This window comes from Comamonas sp. E6, assembly GCF_001010305.1.
Lineage (GTDB): Bacteria > Pseudomonadota > Gammaproteobacteria > Burkholderiales > Burkholderiaceae_C > Comamonas > Comamonas thiooxydans.
Genome location: NZ_BBXH01000008.1, coordinates 102,937 through 122,710, shown reverse-complemented (window position 1 = coordinate 122,710; position 19,774 = coordinate 102,937). Strand labels below are relative to the sequence as shown.

13 protein-coding genes are annotated in these 19,774 nt (G+C 60.8%); 8 read left to right on the top strand and 5 right to left on the bottom strand.

The window, feature by feature from the left end:
• Positions 1–109: 109 nt before the first annotated feature.
• Positions 110–883: a PP2C family serine/threonine-protein phosphatase gene (locus tag CSE6_RS07255; RefSeq protein ID WP_034395207.1), complete on the top strand. Its 774-nt coding sequence runs from the start codon at positions 110–112 to the stop codon at positions 881–883.
• A 118-nt stretch (positions 884–1,001) separates the two neighbouring features.
• On the opposite strand, the gene CSE6_RS07250 is transcribed toward CSE6_RS07255, so the two are convergent.
• The 5 genes from CSE6_RS07250 to CSE6_RS07230 form a co-directional block, all read right to left on the bottom strand.
• The gene (locus tag CSE6_RS07250; protein ID WP_059440215.1) at positions 1,002–1,763 is read right to left on the bottom strand and encodes a hypothetical protein; all 762 of its coding nucleotides are present in this window, start codon (positions 1,761–1,763) and stop codon (positions 1,002–1,004) included.
• A gap of 67 nt (positions 1,764–1,830) precedes the next feature.
• Entirely contained in the window at positions 1,831–2,928 is a 1,098-nt protein-coding gene (gene zapE, locus CSE6_RS07245; RefSeq protein WP_034352349.1) for a cell division protein ZapE, read from the bottom strand.
• 151 nt (positions 2,929–3,079) lie between these two features.
• The gene (lpdA, locus tag CSE6_RS07240) at positions 3,080–4,507 is read right to left on the bottom strand and encodes a dihydrolipoyl dehydrogenase (RefSeq protein ID WP_034352346.1); all 1,428 of its coding nucleotides are present in this window, start codon (positions 4,505–4,507) and stop codon (positions 3,080–3,082) included.
• 81 nt (positions 4,508–4,588) lie between these two features.
• Positions 4,589–5,830 (bottom strand): 2-oxoglutarate dehydrogenase complex dihydrolipoyllysine-residue succinyltransferase, encoded by a 1,242-nt coding sequence (gene odhB / locus CSE6_RS07235; RefSeq protein ID WP_034352343.1) that lies wholly within the window; start codon positions 5,828–5,830, stop codon positions 4,589–4,591.
• Between the two features lie 64 nt (positions 5,831–5,894).
• Positions 5,895–8,774 (bottom strand): 2-oxoglutarate dehydrogenase E1 component, encoded by a 2,880-nt coding sequence (locus CSE6_RS07230; protein WP_003055529.1) that lies wholly within the window; start codon positions 8,772–8,774, stop codon positions 5,895–5,897.
• A 220-nt stretch (positions 8,775–8,994) separates the two neighbouring features.
• On the opposite strand from CSE6_RS07230, the gene CSE6_RS07225 reads away from it, so the two are divergent.
• From CSE6_RS07225 to selB, 7 genes are all read left to right on the top strand, one after another.
• Positions 8,995–10,170, top strand: coding sequence for an AI-2E family transporter (locus CSE6_RS07225; RefSeq protein ID WP_034379630.1), 1,176 nt, complete (start codon positions 8,995–8,997; stop codon positions 10,168–10,170).
• A gap of 233 nt (positions 10,171–10,403) precedes the next feature.
• A complete protein-coding gene (gene fdnG, locus CSE6_RS07220) occupies positions 10,404–13,469 on the top strand; it encodes a formate dehydrogenase-N subunit alpha (RefSeq protein ID WP_139032061.1) in 3,066 nt (1,021 codons plus the stop codon).
• A 12-nt stretch (positions 13,470–13,481) separates the two neighbouring features.
• Positions 13,482–14,411, top strand: coding sequence for a formate dehydrogenase subunit beta (fdxH, locus tag CSE6_RS07215; protein ID WP_003079546.1), 930 nt, complete (start codon positions 13,482–13,484; stop codon positions 14,409–14,411).
• Entirely contained in the window at positions 14,408–15,034 is a 627-nt protein-coding gene (locus CSE6_RS07210; RefSeq protein ID WP_003066500.1) for a formate dehydrogenase subunit gamma, read from the top strand. The genes fdxH and CSE6_RS07210 overlap by 4 nt, the downstream gene beginning before the upstream one ends.
• Before the next feature lie 82 nt (positions 15,035–15,116).
• Positions 15,117–16,082 carry a formate dehydrogenase accessory protein FdhE gene (fdhE, locus tag CSE6_RS07205; protein WP_059440214.1) on the top strand — a complete coding sequence of 322 codons (966 nt, stop codon included), beginning with the start codon at positions 15,117–15,119 and terminating at the stop codon, positions 16,080–16,082.
• An 89-nt stretch (positions 16,083–16,171) separates the two neighbouring features.
• Entirely contained in the window at positions 16,172–17,611 is a 1,440-nt protein-coding gene (gene selA, locus CSE6_RS07200; protein ID WP_059440288.1) for an L-seryl-tRNA(Sec) selenium transferase, read from the top strand.
• Between the two features lie 95 nt (positions 17,612–17,706).
• Positions 17,707–19,632: a selenocysteine-specific translation elongation factor gene (selB, locus tag CSE6_RS07195; RefSeq protein ID WP_059440213.1), complete on the top strand. Its 1,926-nt coding sequence runs from the start codon at positions 17,707–17,709 to the stop codon at positions 19,630–19,632.
• Positions 19,633–19,774 lie beyond the last annotated feature (142 nt).

Here is a 19,774-nt window from a genome sequence, read left to right as displayed (position 1 = left end):
TCAGCGCAAGCTCACATAAGATCGCAAATGTTCGCCGAGGCCCAGCCTCTGGCCGATAAAATGTAACGCAACGTTAAATCTCGCTCCGCGAGCGCACTCGCACACACTCATGTCATCCAGCTACCGCATTCAGGCGGCCACCGGCATTCATCGCGGTGACCGAGAATACCAGCAGGACCAGGTTCTGCTCATGGCGCATCCCTATGCCAAGGGCTGCATTCTCGGCGTGGTAGCCGATGGTATGGGCGGGCGCAGCGGCGGGAGAAAGGCATCCGATCAGGTCATGCTGACGGCCCGCCAGGTTTTCGAGCGCTTTGAGCCCGCCAAGGAAGACTGCACACGCATGCTGCGCACCATTGTGCAGGATGCCCACACCGTCATTCGCCTTACCGCCATAGCAGCGGAACAGGAGCCCCACAGCACCATCGCGGTCTTTGTGGTCCTGCCCGACAGTCGCTGCCACTTCATGCACTCAGGCGATTCACGGCTCTACCATTTTCGCGGCTCTTCCCTCATGCACCGTTCGCTTGATCACTCCTATGTACAGGCACTGGTCGACCGCGGCGAGCTCACTGAAACCGAGGCTCAGCACCACCCACAGTCCAATATCTTGCTGGGCTGCCTGGGTGCCGAGCCGCCGCCGCCCATGAGCCACCACATGATTGAGAAACTGCTGCCGGGCGACAGCTTGATGGCCTGCTCGGACGGCTTGTGGCATTACTTCACCGCACAGGAGCTGGGCACTGTGCTTGACGGACTCTCTCCACGCGAAGCCTCGCAATTTCTGATTGAAAAAGCCAGGCGGCGCGCGGCAGGGGGTGGTGACAACCTCTCGCTGGCAATACTCAAGCTGGATACCTCAGCCGCAGCAGCAAACGCTTGAAGAGCTATTCAGTCCGGACAATCCAGACAAGACTGCTTGAGCGCCGTTGGAAACGGGCGCTTGCAGCAATGCTTTCGGTAGCACCCTGCTAGTAGAGCACTGTCTATCCTCAAATGCATCAGGGAGCAGGTGCTGGCAGCGGCGCTGCCGTCTGACCGCGCTCCTTGGCCTGCTGCATAGCCCTGGCTTTGTGCTCGGCTGCAGCCTTTAGCTTGGCCTCATGATCTGCCCGGGCCTTGGCCTCACGCTCGGCTCGCCCCTGATCGACCTGGACACGGTTTTGCTCGTGGCGGCGCACATAGTCGGCCTGCTTGCTGGCACGCTGCTGAGCCTCGGTCTGGCGCTGGGCCTGCGCCGCCTGCTCGTCAACCGCAGGTTTGGCACCCGGGCCGGTGGGCTGGGGCTGGCTCTTGCCGTTCTTCTCGCGTTGCTGCGACTTCATGGGAACGGCAGCGTTTTCGGCTTTTTTCTCTTCAATAGCCTTCAGCTTGGCCGTCGCCTTTTCCTTGCGCTCCGCGTCGTTGATTTCCAGCTCGCGCGCACGCAGCGGCGCATCTTTTTCACGTGCCGCCCTACGGGCATCGGCCAGACAGCCCTCCACGGCAAACTTCTGGTAGCAGAGCTTTTCATCAGCCACGCGCTGCTGCTCGATGACGGCGCGCTTGCTGAGAATCTCGTCGCGCTCGGCTTCACGCTGCTGGTGCAGTTGCTGACGCGCCTTGTCGGCAACCTCCTTCTGCGCCTGCTTGTCGGTCTGCTGCACCGAATCCACCTTTACCTGGGCCATGGCCGGCACACAAGCCAGCCAGATGGCTGCCAGAGGCGCCAGTGCAAAGCCTGCAATGCGGCGGCGGATCAGCTGGGCAAGGATAGTGGGCATCGTCATCAACTCAGAACTCGAAGTACAGGCTGGCATCTTAAAGCCGCAGGCAGTTGCCCGCAGGCGATCAGGTCAAGCTGGTGTCCACCACGCGGCGCTCAAGCGCCAGATATTCCTTGGAGCGCATCTCATTCAGACGCGAGACGGTGCGCGGGAACTCGTGGGACAGAGGACCTTCGGTATAGATCTTCTCGGGCGGCACGGCAGCCGACAGAATGAGCTTGACATGGCGATCGTAGAGCACGTCCACCAGCAGCGTAAAGCGCCGTGCGGCCGAAGCCATGTTCACATGCAGCTCTGGCACATCGGACAGCAAGATGGTGTGAAACTGCGTGGCAATTTCCAGATAGTCATTTTGCGAGCGCGGGCCGCCGCAGAGTTCGCGGAAGTCAAACCACACGACGCCACCGGCACGGCGCTTGGCCGCGATCTTGCGGGTCTCGATCTGCATCACCGGCTCTTCGTCATGGGCTTCGGCCAGGCGATCGAAGGTCTCCTGCATCGCAGCATCGGCTTCCGGGCCCAATGGGCAATGATAGAGCTTGGCATCTTCGAGAGTGCGGCGGCGATAGTCGGTGCCGTTGTCCACGTTCACCACTTCCATGCGCTCCTTGAGCAGGGCAATCGCAGGCAGGATCCGGTCGCGGTGCAAGCCACCGGGATAGAGACCGTCGGGCTCGAAGTTGGAGGTCGTCACAAAGCCCACGCCGTTGGCAAACAGCGACTCGAGCAGCTTGTAGAGAATCATGGCATCGGTGATGTCGGCGACATGAAACTCGTCAAAGCAGATCAGCTTGTACTTCTTGGCGATCTTGGCGCCAAGGGCATCAAGCGGATTCTGCGTGCCTTGCATGAGATGCATCTCGCGGTGCACCTCGCGCATGAATTCGTGAAAGTGCAGTCGCACCTTGCGCTTGAGGGGCACGGCATTGAAGAAGCATTCCATCAGAAAGCTCTTGCCGCGCCCCACCCCGCCGTACATATAGACGCCCTTGGGCAGATCGGGGTGATTGATCAATTTCTTGAGAGCATTGGAGCGCTTGCCCTTGTACACGGCCCACTCGTCGGCACAGCGCTGCAACGCATCGACTGCACGCAACTGCGCGGGATCGCTTTTGAAACCCTTGGCGGCCAGTTCCGCCTCGTAGGCTTGTCTTACATTCACCGTCTTGTCTCCAGATGCTCAAAAAACAATAGCTGCTACCGCTTATGCACTAAGCGTTAGCAGCCATTTTGTTCTGAATTCTAAAAGAAACTCAGCCTGCGCGCGGGCACTTCACAGCCATGTCAAAACCTGCGCGCAAGACTGAAAAAACTTAGAAGTTCAGGGTACGCTTGTCCACAGCCAGAGCCGCTTCCTTGGTGGATTCGGACAGCGAGGGGTGAGCGTGGCAGATACGGGCGATGTCTTCGCTCGATGCCTTGAACTCCATGGCCACCACGGCTTCGGAAATCAGCTCGGACACCATGGGACCCACCATGTGCACGCCCAGGATTTCGTCAGTCTCGGCGTCGGCCAGGAACTTGACCATGCCGGTCGTATCGCCCAGTGCACGCGCGCGGCCGTTGGCCAGGAAGGGGAAGGAGCCAGCCTTGTACTTGACGCCTTCGGCCTTGAGCTGCTGCTCGGTACGACCCACCCATGCCACTTCGGGGCTGGTGTAGATCACCGAAGGCAGAGTGGCGAAGTTCACATGGCCGTGCTGGCCGGCAATGCGCTCGGCCACGGCCACGGCTTCTTCCTCGGCCTTGTGCGCCAGCATGGGGCCACGCACCACGTCGCCCACAGCCCACACGCCAGGCAGATTGGTCTTGCACAGATCGTCCACCACGATGGCGCCGCGCTCGTCCAGGGCCAGGCCCACGGCTTCGGCATTCAGGCCGATGGTGTTGGCGGTACGGCCGATCGACACGATCAGCTTGTCCACTTCCAGGGTCTGGGCTTCGCCCTTGGCGTTGGTGTAGGCAACGGTCACGCCCTTCTTGCCGGACTTGACTTCACCGATCTTCACGCCCAGCTCGATCTTCAGACCTTGCTTGTCGAAAGCCTTCTTGGCTTCCTTAGCAATCTGCTCATCCACCACGGGCAGGAACTTGTCCATGCCTTCGAGCACGGTCACTTCCGTGCCCAGACGGCGCCAGACCGAGCCCATTTCCAGGCCGATCACGCCGGCGCCGATCAGGCCCAGCTTCTTGGGAGCCTTGCCCAGGCTCAGAGCGCCGTCGTTGGACAGGATGTTTTCTTCGTCGAAAGCCACGCCGGGCAGGGCACGGGCGTTGGAGCCAGTGGCCACCACGATCTGCTTGCCGGTAATGACTTCCTCTTCCTTGCCGGCAACCTTGATCTCGTAGCCGCCTTCGACAGCCTTGACGAAGGAGCCGCGGCCGTGGAAGAAGGTGACCTTGTTCTTCTTGAACAGGTACAGGATGCCGTCGTTGTTCTGCTTCACGATCGCTTCCTTGCGGGCGATCATTTTGGCCACGTCCATCTCGACCTTGCCGGTGGAGATGCCGTGATCAGCAAAGTGCAGCTTGGCATGCTCGAAATGCTCGGAAGACTGCAGCAGCGCCTTGGAGGGAATGCAGCCCACGTTGGTGCAGGTGCCGCCGGGGGCAGCGCCGCCAGCGGCGTTCTTCCACTCGTCGATACAGGCGACGTTGAAACCCAGTTGTGCAGCGCGGATGGCAGCGATGTAGCCGCCGGGGCCTGCGCCGATCACGACGACGTCAAATTGCTTGCTCATGATTTGAATCTTTTCTCTGTTTAACTCGAAAAAAGCCCACCGCTTTTGGTGGTGGGCTTTGTAGAAGCTCGATCTGCTGAATTACAGATCAAACAGGAGGCGAGAAGGATCTTCCAGCGCGTCCTTCATGGCCACCAGGCTCAGCACGGCTTCGCGGCCGTCGATGATGCGGTGGTCATAGGACATGGCCAGGTAGTTCATGGGACGGATCACGATCTGACCGTTCTCGACCACGGCGCGATCCTTGGTGGCATGCACGCCCAGAATGGCGGACTGAGGGGGGTTAATGATGGGGGTGGACATCATCGAACCGAAGGTACCGCCATTGGAGATGGAGAAGGTACCGCCGGTCATTTCTTCAATGCCCAGCTTGCCTTCCTTGGCCTTCTGACCGAATTCGACAATCTTCTTTTCGATGTCGGCGAAGCTCATCTGGTCTGCATTGCGCAGGATGGGCACCACCAGGCCGCGAGGCGAGCTCACAGCGATACCGATGTCGAAGTAGCCGTGGTAGACGATGTCGTTGCCGTCGATGGAGGCATTGACTGCGGGGAACTTCTTCAGGGCGTGCACTGCAGCCTTGACGAAGAAGGACATGAAGCCCAGCTTCACGCCATGTTCCTTGGTGAACTGGTCCTGGAACTTCTTGCGCAGTTCCATCACGGGAGCCATGTTCACTTCGTTGAACGTGGTCAGGATAGCGTTGGTAGCCTGGGATTGCAGCAGACGCTCGGCAATACGGGCACGCAGACGTGTCATGGGCACGCGCTGCTCGGGACGGTCACCCAGGTTTTCCTTGGTCACGGGAGCTGCCACCTGAGGCAGAGCCGCCTTGGGAGCACCGGTGGGAATGGCTGCGCCGGCCTTGATGGCACCCAGAGCGTCACCCTTGGTCACGCGGCCGTCCTTGCCTGTGCCGGCCACGTTGGCAGCGGACAGGTTGTTGTCGGCCAGGATCTTGGCAGCAGCAGGCATGGCCACGCCGCTCTTGTCGGCGCCGGCAGGTGCGGCGGCCACGGGGGCTGCGGCAGGAGTCGCAGCAGCAGCGGGGGCGGCAGCAGGAGCAGCGGCACCGGCGACGGCTTCGGAGTCGATCTTGGCGATCACTTGCTCGGCGGCCACGGTTGCGCCGTCGCCTTGCAGGATTTCAGTGATCACGCCAGCCGAAGGAGCAGGCACTTCCAGCACGACCTTGTCGGTTTCGATTTCGATGAGGATTTCATCGACGGCCACGGCCTCGCCGACCTTTTTCTTCCAGGTCAGCATGGTGGCTTCAGTGATGGATTCGGACAGCTGGGGGACTTTAACTTCAACGATTGCCATTTTGAATTCTTTCCAAAGATGTTTCTTGTGCCCCCCTGTCCTCGGACAGGGGGTGTCGCCTGTATTACTTGGTCAGGACAAAGCCCTTGAGCTTGGCGAATGCGCCTTCCACCAGTGCCTTTTGTTGCTCTTGGTGCAGATGTGCGTAGCCAACGGCGGGCGAAGCGGACGCAGCGCGACCGGAGTAGCCCAGCTTCTGGCCTTCACGCATGTTCTCGTGGATGTTGTGCTGGATGAAGAACCAGGCACCCTGGTTCTGAGGCTCATCCTGGCACCACACGATGTCAGTAGCGTTGGCGTACTTCTTCACTTCGGCGGCGAACGCCTTGTGGGGGAAGGGATACAACTGCTCGACGCGGATGATGGCGACGTCCTTGGATTCCTTCTCGGCACGCTTCTTGACCAGATCGTAGTACACCTTGCCCGAGCAGGCGATGATGCGCTTGACCTTGGCAGCGTTCTTGACGATGGTTTCGTCCTGCTCGGGGATCACGGTCTGGAAACCACCAGAGGTGAATTCGGACAGGGGCGACGTGGCATCCTTGTTACGCAGCAGCGACTTGGGAGTCATGATGACCAGCGGCTTGCGCAGGCCACGAACCATCTGGCGACGCAGCACGTGGAAGATCTGGCTGGCCGTTGTGGGCTGCACGATCTGCATATTGGTGTCGGCAGCCAGCTGCATGAAGCGTTCCAGACGCGCCGAGCTGTGCTCGGGGCCCTGGCCTTCATAGCCGTGAGGCAGCATCAGTGTCAGGCCGTTGACACGACCCCACTTCACTTCACCGGATGCGATGAACTGGTCGATCACCACCTGGGCGCCGTTGGCGAAGTCGCCGAACTGGGCTTCCCACACCACCAGGGTGTTGGGATCGTTCGATGCATAGCCGTATTCAAAGCCCAGCACCGCCTCTTCGGACAGGATGGAGTCGATCACGACGAACGGAGCCTGATTCTCGGCAGCGTTCTGCAAAGGAATATATGTGCCCTCGTCCCACTTTTCACGCTTCTGGTCATGAACCACGGCGTGACGGTGCGTGAAGGTGCCGCGACCCGAGTCTTCACCCGACAGTCGCACGGGATAGCCCGAAGCGACCAGGGAGCCGAAGGCCATGGTTTCACCCATGCCCCAGTCCACGTTCACATCGCCGCGGCCCATGGCTGCGCGATCGTCGTACACCTTCTTGACCAGGGCGTGAGGGTTCACACTGGCAGGCAGAGTCGTGATCTTCTCGGCCAGGCGCTTCCACTCGGTCAAGGGAATAGCTGTGTCGCCAGCGTCGGTCCAGGTCTTGCCCACGAAGGGACTCCAGTCCACAGCGTACTTGCTCTTGAAGTTAGTCAGCACCACGTCCTGGGTGTGACGGCCTTCGTCCATGGCGGCGCGATAGGCCTTGACCATGTCGTCGCCCAGCGTGTCGCCCAGGCCTTGAGTGGCCAGCTTGTCTGCGTACAGCTTGCGAGTGCCGGGGTGGGCAGCAATCTTCTTGTACATCAGAGGCTGTGTCAGTGCAGGAGTGTCTTGCTCGTTGTGACCCAGCTTGCGGAAGCAGATGATGTCGACCACCACGTCCTTGGAGAATTCCATACGGAATTCCAGGGCCAGCTGCATGGCCAGGCACACGGCTTCGGGATCATCGCCGTTCACGTGCAGCACGGGCGACTCGATCATCTTGACGATGTCGGTGCAATACAGCGTGGAGCGCAGGTCGCGAGGGTCAGAGGTCGTGAAACCGATCTGGTTGTTGATGATGATGTGAACCGTACCGCCGGTGGTATAGCCACGGGTTTCGGACAGCGCCAGGGTTTCCTGGTTCACGCCCTGGCCGGCGAAGGCTGCGTCACCGTGCACCAGCACGGGCAGCACTTGTTTGCCCATGGGGTCGTCGCGGCGGTCCATGCGCGAGCGCACCGAGCCTTCCACCACGGGGTTGACGATTTCCAGGTGCGAGGGGTTGAAGGCCAGCGACAGGTGAACGGGACCGCCCTTGGCAGACACGTCGGAGCTGAAGCCCTGGTGATACTTCACGTCACCGGCAGGCAGATCTTCGGGAGCAGTGTGGTCGAACTCGGCGAACAGATCCTTGGGAGCCTTGCCCAGGGTGTTGACCAGCACGTTCAGACGGCCACGGTGAGCCATGCCGATCACGACTTCCTGCACGCCCTTGGCGCTGGCAGAGTTGATCAGCTCGTCCATGGCGGCGATGAAGGACTCACCACCTTCCAGCGAGAAGCGCTTCTGACCCACATACTTGGTATGCAGATAGCGCTCCAGACCTTCGGCAGCGGTCAGGCGGTCCAGGATGCGCTTTTTCTCGTCGGCGTTGAAGACGGGCTTGGAACGGATGGATTCCAGGCGTTGCTGCCACCAGCGCTTCTGATTTTGATTGGTGGCATACATGTACTCGGCGCCCAGGGTGCCGCAGTAGGTTTCGCGCAGAGCATTCATCAGCTCGCGCAAAGTCATGCTTTCCTTGCCGAAGAAAGTGTTGCTGGTGTTGAACACCACTTCCTGGTCGGCGTCGGTGAAGCCGTAGAAGGAAGGCTCCAGCTCGGGAATTTCGGGGCGCTCGGTGCGCTTCAGAGGATCCAGGTCGGCCCAGCGCTGACCCACGTTGCGGTAGGCTGCAATCAGTTGCTGCACGGCCGTGCGTTTACGACCCAGCTCGGAGTCAGCGCCCGAGGCCACCACCACCTTGGTGCCGCCCTGCTTTGCGCGCTCTGCGAAAGCATTGATCACGGGCAGGTGGGGAACGTCCTTGTTGTCGGTGCCGTCGACTGCAGGCACATGCTGCAGGGCATCGAAGTATTCACGCCAGGAATCGGGAACGCTGCCGGGGTTGGCCAGGTAGTTCTCGTACATCTCTTCGACATAGGGCGCATTGCCGCCGAACAGATAGGTGTTGCCTTGATAGGCTTGATAGATCGTTGACTGATCGCTCATATCTCGCTGACCTCCGCTTTCCTTCGGAAAGCATTAGCTGGTTTGTAGAACCTCCCGCGACACGGCTGTACCGATTGGCGGATGCGACTGTGGCTGGGGAAGGGCCTTGAGTTGCGGCAGCCATTGTGCCACTGTTCAAAGTCTTGGTCTTATAAAAGACAAGATGTTTACACCCCTGGGAGTCGCTTACATTGCGGGAACTCCATAAACAAGGATTCGCATGCCGCTTTTGCCGCTTCACAAACGTGCATTCATTCTTCTTTTAATAGCAGTAACTGCAGGATTCGGCTTGGTTCTAGAGGAATATGCCGTAGCCATCTTCTGGGGTGTGGTGTTTGCCATCGTCTTCGCCCCCCTGCACCGCAAGCTGCTGATGCGCATGCCCAACAAGCCCACGCTGGCCGCGCTGGCAACCTTGCTAATTAGTCTGGTAATGGTCATTTTGCCGCTGTCTCTGATAGGCCTCTCGCTCATCAAGGAGACTGCCGCCATCTACGATCGAATCAGCAGCGGCAACCTGTCCGCCGGCAGCTACGTGGAGCAAGTCTTCAATGCCCTTCCCTCCTGGCTGACGCCGTGGATGGAAAAACTGCACCTGGGCACTCTGGAGGAAATCCAGACCAAGCTCTCCAACATCGCCCTGCAGGCCAGCAAGCTCGCCGCCACCAAAGCTGTGGGGCTGGGTCAGAACACCCTGGGCTTTGTGGTGGGCTTTGGCGTCATGCTCTACCTGATCTTTTTTCTGCTGCGTGACGGCAAGGAGTTGGTCGCACGCATCTGGGCAGCCACGCCGCTCGCACCCGAACACAAGCGCGAACTGGCCATCAAGTTCATTACCGTCATCCGCGCCACAGTCAAGGGCAATCTGGCCGTTGCAGCCGCCCAGGGCGCGCTGGGGGGGCTGATTTTCTGGATTCTGGGCATTCAGGGTGCAGTACTCTGGGCCGTGGTCATGGCATTTCTGTCGCTGCTGCCAGCAGTGGGAGCAGGCCTGGTCTGGGGGCCGGTGGCCATCTACTTTCTGGCAACGGGCGCCGTCACCAAAGGCCTGATCCTTGCCGCTTATGGCGTACTGGTCATCGGCCTGGTGGACAACGTGTTGCGCCCCCTGCTGGTCGGCAAGGACACCAAAATGCCCGACTATGTGGTTCTGATCTCCACCCTGGGGGGCATGGCCTTGTTCGGTCTTTCGGGCTTTGTGCTCGGTCCGGCCATCGCCGCCCTGTTCATGGCGGCCTGGGAGTTGTTTGCCACCATGCAGGAGCAGGAGGAGAAGCTGCTGAACCAGGAAATCGCGCAAAAGCGCACATCAGCCGATCCGCAACAGCCTGTAGAAGGCCCTGCCCCCACCGTCGCGCCCCTTCCTGCCGAAACACGCAAAAGCGACACAGATTAGGGATTTCCTGTTCAACCCGGCCTGCTGACCGATGGCTTTTCGAGCAGAAAGTTGATAGGTTTAGAGGTGCAGGTTGAAAACTATCGCCGTCATTAAGAAAAACAAAAACGAAACATAAAACTCAAAGTCGCTCAACGTTACTCAAGAATTAAGGGTTTGTAACTGCTATCAAAAATGGGGGGGGTCGTAAAATTTGCTTTCACATAAGCGTTCATACGAAAAGGTACCCCACAATGGACCAATTCTCCAGACGCCAGTTCATGAAAGTGACTGGTTCGACTCTGGCGGGTTCAAGCTTGGCGCTGATGGGCTTCTCACCCACAGCCGCCCTTGCTGAGGTGCGACAGTACAAACTGTCAGCCACCACCGTAACCCGTCAAACCTGCACCTACTGCTCCGTAGGCTGCGGCATCCTCATGTACTCCCTGGGCGACGGCGGGAAAAACTCCCGTCTGTCCGTGATGCACGTGGAAGGCGACCCGGATCATCCGGTCAATCGCGGCACGCTGTGTCCCAAGGGCGCATCGCTGCTGGACTTTGTCCATAGCCCCAGCCGCCTCAAGTACCCCGAATACCGCGCCCCCGGCTCGTCCGAGTGGAAGCGCATGTCCTGGGACGAGGCACTGAACCGCATCGCCAAGCTGCTCAAGGAAGACCGCGACGCCAATTTCGTTGAAACCAACGAAAAAGGCCAGAAGGTCAACCGCTGGCTGACCACCGGCATGCTGGCCGCTTCGGCCTCCAGCAACGAAGCCGGCTACATCACGCACAAAGTGGCCCGCTCCTGGGGCCTTCTTGCACTCGATAACCAAGCACGTGTCTGACACGGCCCGACGGTGGCAGGTCTTGCCCCGACGTTTGGCCGTGGAGCGATGACGAACCATTGGGTCGACATCAAGAACGCGGACGTTATTTTGATCATGGGCGGCAATGCCGCCGAAGCACACCCCTGCGGCTTCAAGTGGGTGACCGAAGCGAAGGAGCACAACAAGGCTCACTTCATGGTGGTCGATCCGCGCTTCAACCGCTCGGCATCCGTGGCTGACTTCTATGCGCCGATCCGCTCCGGCTCGGACATCGTCTTCCTCGGTGGCGTGATCAATTACCTGCTGACAAACGACAGGATTCACCACGAGTATGTGAAGAACTACACGGACTTCTCATTCATCGTGCGCGAGGACTTTGCGTTCGACGAAGGTATTTTCTCCGGCTACAACCCTGAAAAGCGTACCTATGACAAGGCGTCGTGGGACTACGAACTGGGTGAAGACGGCTTCGTGAAGGTCGATCCCACTCTGGAACACCCTCGCTGCGTCTATCAGTGGCTCAAGAAGCACTACGCCGGCTATACCCCCGAGAAGGTGGAATCCATCTGCGGTACACCCAAGGAAAAATTCCTGCACGTGTGCGAGAAGCTTGCTTCGACCGCCGAAGCCGGCCGTGTTGCCACCATCCTGTACGCACTGGGCTGGACCCAGCACACCACGGGTGCGCAGATCCTGCGTACCGGCGCCATGATCCAGCTGCTGCTGGGCAACATCGGTATCGCTGGCGGCGGCATGAACGCGCTGCGCGGCCACTCCAACATCCAGGGCCTGACGGACCTGGGCATCCTGTCTGCTTCGCTTCCCGGGTACCTGACGCTGCCAAACGAAGCCGAACAGGACTACAACCAGTACATCGCCACTCGCACGCCCAAGCTGCTGCGTCCCGGCCAGATGAATTACTGGTCGAACACGCCCAAGTTCCATGTCAGCCTGATGAAGGCGTGGTGGGGCGCGGCCGCAACTGCTGAAAACAACTGGGCGTTCGACTATCTGCCCAAGTTGGACAAGCAGTACGACATGCTGCAGATCTTCGAGATGATGACGCAGGGCAAGGTCAACGGCTATATCGCTCAAGGCTTCAACCCCTTGGCGGCTCTGGCCAACAGCAACAGCGTGCGCGAAGGTCTCAAGAAGCTGAAGTTCCTGGTCATCATGGATCCGCTGGTTACGGAAACTTCGGAATTCTGGAAGAACCACGGCGAATTCAACGACGTGGACTCGGCTTCGATTCAAACCGAGGTGTTCCGCCTGCCTACCACTTGCTTCGCCGAAGAAGACGGTGCCGTGGTCAGCTCCTCGCGCGTGCTGCAGTGGCACTGGAAGGCTGCCGAGCCCCCAGGAGAGGCCAAGACCGACATTGCCATCATGTCCGGTCTGCACCTGCGCCTGAAGGCTCTCTATCAGAAGGAAGGCGGCAAGTTCTCCGAGCCCATCACCAACCTGTACTGGCCTTACGCTGAAGCCGATCACCCCTCTTCCGAGGAAGTGGCCAAGGAATACAACGGCCGTGCACTGGTGGATCTGTTCGATCCCAAGGACCCCACCAAGCTCATCCGCAAGGCCGGCGAGCAGTTGGCGGGCTTTGGCGAAATGCGCGATGACGGCACCACCCTGGGTGGCTGCTGGATCTGGGCTGGCAGCTGGACCTCTTCCGGCAACCAGATGGCTCGTCGTGACAACAGCGATCCAACAGGCATCGGCAACACGCTGAACTGGGCCTGGGCCTGGCCTGCGAATCGCCGCGTGCTTTACAACCGCGCGTCTTGCGACCGCCAGGGCAAGCCCTTCAACCCCGAACGAGTGCTGATCAAATGGAACGGCAAGCAGTGGGGTGGAGCGGACGTGCCGGACGTGGCCGTGGGCCTGGATCCCGAGGTGATCAACCCCTTCATCATGAACCCCGAAGGGGTGGCCCGTCTGTTTGCCCGCAAGGGCATGGCAGAAGGTCCGTTCCCCACGCACTACGAGGCGTTTGACAACCCGCTGGGCTACAACCCCATGTACCCCAACAACAAGCAGGCCGTCATCAGCCCCGTGATGCGCATCCTGGCAACTGCCAAGGACACGCAGGGCGACCCCAAGGACTACCCGCATGTAGGCACGACCTACCGCCTGACCGAGCACTTCCATTACTGGACCAAGCATGTTCAGCTGAACAACATCGTTCAGCCCGAACAGTTTGTGGAAATCGGCGAGGCACTGGGCAAGGAACTGGGCATAGAGACCGGCCAGAAGGTCAAGGTTTCGTCCAAGCGCGGTTTCGTGAAGGCCGTGGCCGTGGTGACCAAGCGCATCAAGCCCATGAAGATCGATGGCAAGACCATCCATCACGTGGGTGTGCCGATTCACTGGGGCTTCTCCACGACGGGACGCAAGGGCTATCTGGCGAACAACCTGACAGCCTCCGTGGGTGACGGTAACAGCTTGACCCCTGAATCCAAGACCTTCCTCGTGAAGGTGGAAAAGATCTAAGGAGCCACGCTGATGTCCTCAACCATGTCTCTCGATATCAAACGCCGTTCTGCCACGACAACCCCCGCACCCAGCGCACGCGGTGCGCACGCGGGGGAGGTCGCCAAGCTGATCGACGTCTCCAAATGCATTGGCTGCAAGGCTTGCCAGACCGCCTGCATGGAGTGGAACGACCTTCGCGACGAAATCGGCACGGTTGCCGCAGGCGTCTACGACAACCCGACGGATCTGACGTCGGAGTCTTGGACCGTGATGCGCTTTGCCGAGTACGAAAACGAAGCCACAGGCAACCTGGAATGGCTGATCCGCAAGGACGGCTGCATGCACTGCGAAGACCCGGGCTGCCTGAAGGCCTGCCCCTCGCCTGGCGCCATCGTCCAATATGCCAACGGCATCGTGGACTTCCAGCAAGACCAGTGCGTGGGCTGCGGCTACTGCGTCACGGGCTGCCCGTTCAACATTCCGCGCATCTCCAAGAAGGACAACAAGGCGTACAAGTGCACCTTGTGTTCGGATCGCGTGGCTGTTGGTCAGGAGCCCGCCTGCGTCAAGACCTGCCCCACGGGCGCCATCCAGTTTGGCACCAAGGAAGCCATGCAGGAACAAGCGTCCCGCCGTGTCGTGGACCTCAAGGAACGCGGCTACGAAAAGGCAGGCCTCTACGACCCGCAAGGCGTGGGCGGCACGCACGTGATGTACGTTCTGCATCACGCGGACAAACCTTCGCTGTACAAGGGCCTGCCGGACGATCCGTCCATCAGCCCCATGGTGTCGCTGTGGAAGGGTGTAGCCAAGCCTCTGGCCATGGCCGCACTGGGTGCAGCCGCAATCGGCAGCCTGTTCCACTACATCACCAAGGGACCCAACGACGTGTCCAAGGACCTTGAGGATGAAATGGAACGCAAGGACGCCGAAGCGCTGAACAAGGAGAACGGCAAATGAAACGCAATCCTCGCGACCTCGTGCGCTACAACGCATCGGAGCGCGCCAACCACTGGGTGGTAGGCATTTGCTTCATCTTGCTGGCCCTGTCCGGTCTGGCGTTCTTTCACCCGGCCTTCTTCTGGTTGACCAATCTGTTCGGTGGCGGTCCCTGGACCCGCATCCTGCACCCCTACATCGGGGTTGTCATGGGCGCATTCTTCGTCATCATGGCCTGCCGTTTCGCCAAGCTCAACATCGTTGAGCCGCGCGACATCGAATGGCTCAAGAACGTCAACAAGATGATCGATGGCGACGACCACGACATGCCCGAACAGGGCAAATACAACGGCGGTCAGAAGCTGTTGTTCTGGGGCCTGGTCATCGGCATGCTGCTGATCGTGATCACCGGCTTTCTGATGTGGCGCGCTTGGTGGACATTGCCGGTCAACGTGGTGCGAGCGGCTTCGGTGGTTCACGCCATCGCTGCCGTGTGGATGATCGGTCTGATCATCATGCACGTGTATGCAGCCATCTGGACTCGCGGCACCATTCGCGCCATGCTTTATGGCACAGTAACGCGAGCCTGGGCCAAGCAACACCACCGCGGCTGGTACCGCAAGATGACGGGTGACAACGACTAAGGTTTTTAGTCCTCTCCCCTAACAACCCAGCCGCCAAGCGTTTATCGGCGCTCGGCGGCTGATTCATTTGGAAACCCTGTCAATGCAACGCATTCTTCAACCCGGTGAAATCGAAGCACTGGATCACACCAGCTTTCCCCGCATCTTGCTGCCCCAGGTAAGCAGTCTGTTCGCCGAACGCGCTGCACGCCTGCGCCAGCTGGCCAACGGCAATCCCATTGCAGACTATCTGCTGTTTGTGGCCCAGATCATGGATGCGCAGCACAAGGCTGCCGCCACTATCGAGATATCTGCACCCGATGCCGAACTCATGGCGCGTGCTCAGGAGCACTCCATGCCCCTGCTGCCCGCAGTGGACACCATCGATCCCGCCTGGCAAGCCGTACTGGACAATATGCTCGACACGCTGCAGGGCAGCGAAGGCCTGCCTGCACCGCTGCAGCCCCTGCTCAAGGAGCTGCGTGCACTGACTCCCGAGACCCGTGCAGACATTGCCAAAAAGCTGCTGCAAAAGGAAGTCGCCGCCCGCCACGTGGGCATGGCACCCTTCATCATGGCTGCGCTGCAAGTGACCTTTGCCAAGCGTTCGGCCAGTCTCAGTGCCCGCGACGTTCCCTACACCGACCCCGCCAGCATCTGCCCCGTCTGCGCCAGCGAGCCTGTGGCCAGCGCCATCCGCATTGGCGGCAAAGTGGCCGGTCACCGTTACGCTCATTGCGGCACCTGCGCCTGCGAATGGCATATGGTTCGCGTCAAGTGCACGCACTGCGAATCGACCAAGGGCATCCACTACCAGGGCATTGACGGTTCGGGCGAAGAAGTTCTGGCCGAGACCTGCGACGAATGCGGCAGCTATCGCAAGATCGTGAATCAGGAAAAGAACCCCATGGTCGAACCTCTCGTCGACGATCTGGCCAGCCTGATGCTGGATCTGCTGATGAGCGAGACCCAGTTCCAGCGCGCCAGCGCCAATCCTCTGTTGTTTGTGGCCGTGGCCGAAGAGCAGCAAGGCGAAGCCGATCACGAACTGGTGGACCCTGCTGCGTAAACCTGCCGGCTCCAACCGCCACCATAATGAAGGCGGCAGGAACTCCTGCCGCCTTTTCCATTTTTTTGACCACCCGACACACCTTGGCCATGAGCAACACCGCAGCGACCGCCCCTGAAATTTCGCACCCATCCCAGCTTCCCGCCGTGGACAAGGTCTTGCTCGCGAACGAGATGCAGGTGCTGCGCGAGTCCTATGGCCTCGATGCCTGCACCAAGGCAGTCCGCGATGTGCTGACGGGGCTGCGCCAGCAGCTACTGGGTTTTGCCGATCAGCCCGGCCAGAGCGTGCAGGCCGACATCGGCAGCATCGTACAGGCCGCACAACGCCAGCTTCAGACCCGGTTTGCGCCACGCCTGCAAGCCGTCTTCAATCTCACCGGCACGGTGCTGCACACCAACCTGGGCCGCGCATTGCTGCCGCAGGCCGCGATCGATGCCGTGGTACAGGCCATGAACTCCCCGGCCAACCTGGAATATGACCTTGAAGACGGCGGCCGCGGCGATCGCGACGACCTGGTCGAGTCGCTGATCTGCGAGCTGACCGGTGCCGAGGCCGCCACCGTTGTCAACAACAACGCCGCAGCCGTACTGCTGGTGCTGTCCACCATGGCCACGGGCAAGGAAGTTCTGGTCTCGCGCGGCGAGCTGGTGGAAATCGGCGGCGCCTTCCGCATTCCCGATGTCATGACCCGCGCCGGCGCCCGGCTCGTCGAGGTCGGCACCACCAACCGCACGCATGAGAAAGACTATGCAGAGGCCATAGGCGAGAACACGGCCGCGCTCATGAAGGTTCACTGCAGCAACTACGCCATCACCGGCTTTACCAAGGCGGTGAGCGATGCCGATGTCGCCCGCATTGCGCACGACAGCAATCTGCCGATGATTGTCGACCTGGGCAGCGGCACGCTGATCGACATGCGCGACTGGGGCCTGCCCTATGAAGTCACGGTGCGCGAGACGGTCGAGTCCGGTGCCGACATCGTCACCTTCAGCGGCGACAAGCTCCTGGGCGGCCCGCAGGCCGGCATCATCGTCGGCAAAAAGGAGCTGATCACCCAGATCAAGAAGAACCCGCTCAAGCGCGCGCTGCGCGTGGGCAAGATCACGCTGGCGGCACTGGAGCCCACGCTGCGCCTGTATCTGAACCCCGAAAAGCTCGCCCATGAGTTGACCACGCTGCGCCTGTTCACGCGCCAGGCCAGCGACATGCAGATCCAGGCCGGGCAGCTGCAGCCTCTGCTGCAGCAGGCACTGGGCCAGGATTATGTGGTGGAGATGGCGGCCATGAACAGCCAGATCGGCAGCGGCGCCCTGCCCGTGGAAAATCTGCCCAGCTTCGGCCTCAGGATTTATCCGGCCAGTGGCAAGCAGGCGGGTCGCCAGCTGACCCGGCTCGAAGCGCGCTTTCGTGCCCTGCCCCGACCCGTGATCGGGCGGCTGCATGACGATGCGCTGTGGCTGGATCTGCGCTGCCTCGAACACCCGGCGCAGGCCCTGTTTGCCGCGCAACTGCCGCAGCTGGCCTGAAGCAGTCCCATGGCCCCGGCCCCCGGAATTTAACAAAAACACCTTGCATCGCTTGATACACAAGCGCCAGCAGCCAACAAAACTACAAGCACACCATGATCATCGGAACCGCAGGCCATATCGACCACGGCAAAACCACGCTGGTGCGTGCACTCACGGGCGTGGAAACCGACCGTCTCAAGGAAGAGAAAGCCCGCGGCATCTCCATAGAACTAGGTTATGCCTACAGCCCGTTGCCCAACGGCGATGTGCTGGGCATCATCGACGTGCCGGGCCACGAGAAATTCGTCCACACCATGGCCGCCGGAGCCGTGGGCATTGACCACGCCCTGCTGGTCGTGGCTGCCGACGACGGCGTCATGCCCCAGACCCTGGAGCATCTGGAAATTCTGCAGCTGCTGGGTGTCAGGCGTGGCAGCGTGGCGCTGACCAAGGTCGATCGCGTGCTGCCGCAGCGCATTGCCGACGTGCATCGCGAAATCAACGCCATTCTCGGCGTCACTGCACTGGCGGACAGTCCCATCTTCGAGACCAATGCTGCAGAGCCCGGCAATGCCGGTGTAAAGGCCCTGCGCGAACATCTGCAGGTGCAGGCCCAGATGATGCAGGCGCGCCCCCGAGACGGATTGTTCCGGCTCGCCGTGGACCGCGTCTTCACGCTGCCGGGCCAGGGCACGGTGGTCACGGGCACGGTCTTCAATGGCCAGGTGCGGGTGGGCGACACGCTGGCGCACTCGGCCAGTGGTCAGGCCGTGCGTGTGCGCAGCATTCATGCACAGAACCAGAGCAGCGACAGCGGCGTCGCCGGCCAGCGCTGCGCACTCAATCTGGCGGGCATAGGCAAGGACGAGATCGAACGCGGCGACTGGATCATGGACCAACGTCTGCTGCAGGCCACGGACCGCCTCGACATTCATCTGCATCTGCTCAGCGAAGCGCCCTTGCTGGCCCAGTGGACGCCAGTCCATGTGCACCTGGGCACCAAGCGCACCACGGGCCATGTGGCACTGCTGCAGGACCAGGCCATAGAGCCCGGCACCGAGGCTCGCGTGCAGCTGGTGCTCGATGCGCCGGTCTTTGCCCTGCCCGGCGACCGCCTGATTCTGCGCAACGCCCAGGCCAGCCGTACCATCGCCGGCGGCATGGTGCTCGACCCCTATGCCCCGAGCCGCAAGCGCCGCAGCGCAGAGCGCATGGCCTACCTCGACGCCATGGAGCAGCTCATAGCCCGCAACGACTTCAGACCGCTGATCGCACAGGCCCCGCACGGCATTGCGCGTTCGCAGCTGGTGCGTCTGGGCGGCCATGCCTTCCCCGAGGCCAGCCTTGCCGACACCATCCAGTTGCCCATCGCCGGCGGCGATGCCCTGGTGCTTGGCCTGCAGCGCTGGCAGCAGCTGCAGACCCAGGTCATCGACAGCCTGGCGCGCTTTCATGAAAAATCGCCCGACGAGCCCGGCGTCAACGCGGCCAGACTGAGGCGCATGGCCTTGCCCGGCCTGCAGCAAGGCAGCTACGACGCGCTCTATCAGGGCCTGGTCGATGCCCTGCTCAACAGCCAGTTGCTAGCCAGCACCGGCGCCTGGCTGCATTTGCCGCAGCACAGCGTGCAGCTGAGCAGCGCCGAGCAGACGCTGGCCGAAAAACTGCTGCCCGCCATTGCTGCAGGCCGCTATGACCCGCCCTGGGTGCGCGATCTGGCGCGCGACCATGCTGCAGGCGAAGAGCTGGTGCGCCAGCTGCTCAAAAAGCTTTCGCGCCAGGGCAAGCTGTTCCAGGTCGTCAAGGATTTGTTCTATGCACCGTCGCGCATGGACGAACTCGCCGCCCTGGTTGCCGACATCGCCAGCCAGCACGCCAGGGGTGAAGTGGAAGCCAGCGCATTCCGCGACGCCACGGGTCTGGGCCGCAAGCGCGCCATCCAGATTCTCGAATTCTTCGACCGCACCGGCTACACGCGCCGCGTGCGCGACGCCCATCTGCTGCGCCCCGATGTGCATTGGAATAGCACGCCACGCTGAGCCTGCAAGGAAAATCAGCGGAAATCAGTCCAGATTCCTTATCCCACTTACGCAACAAGCTATCAAATCAGAGTAGAGTCGGATATGCGGCCTTGACGTGCTGTTTGTCATCAGCTGCCGGATTGCTGGCTACAATCACCGT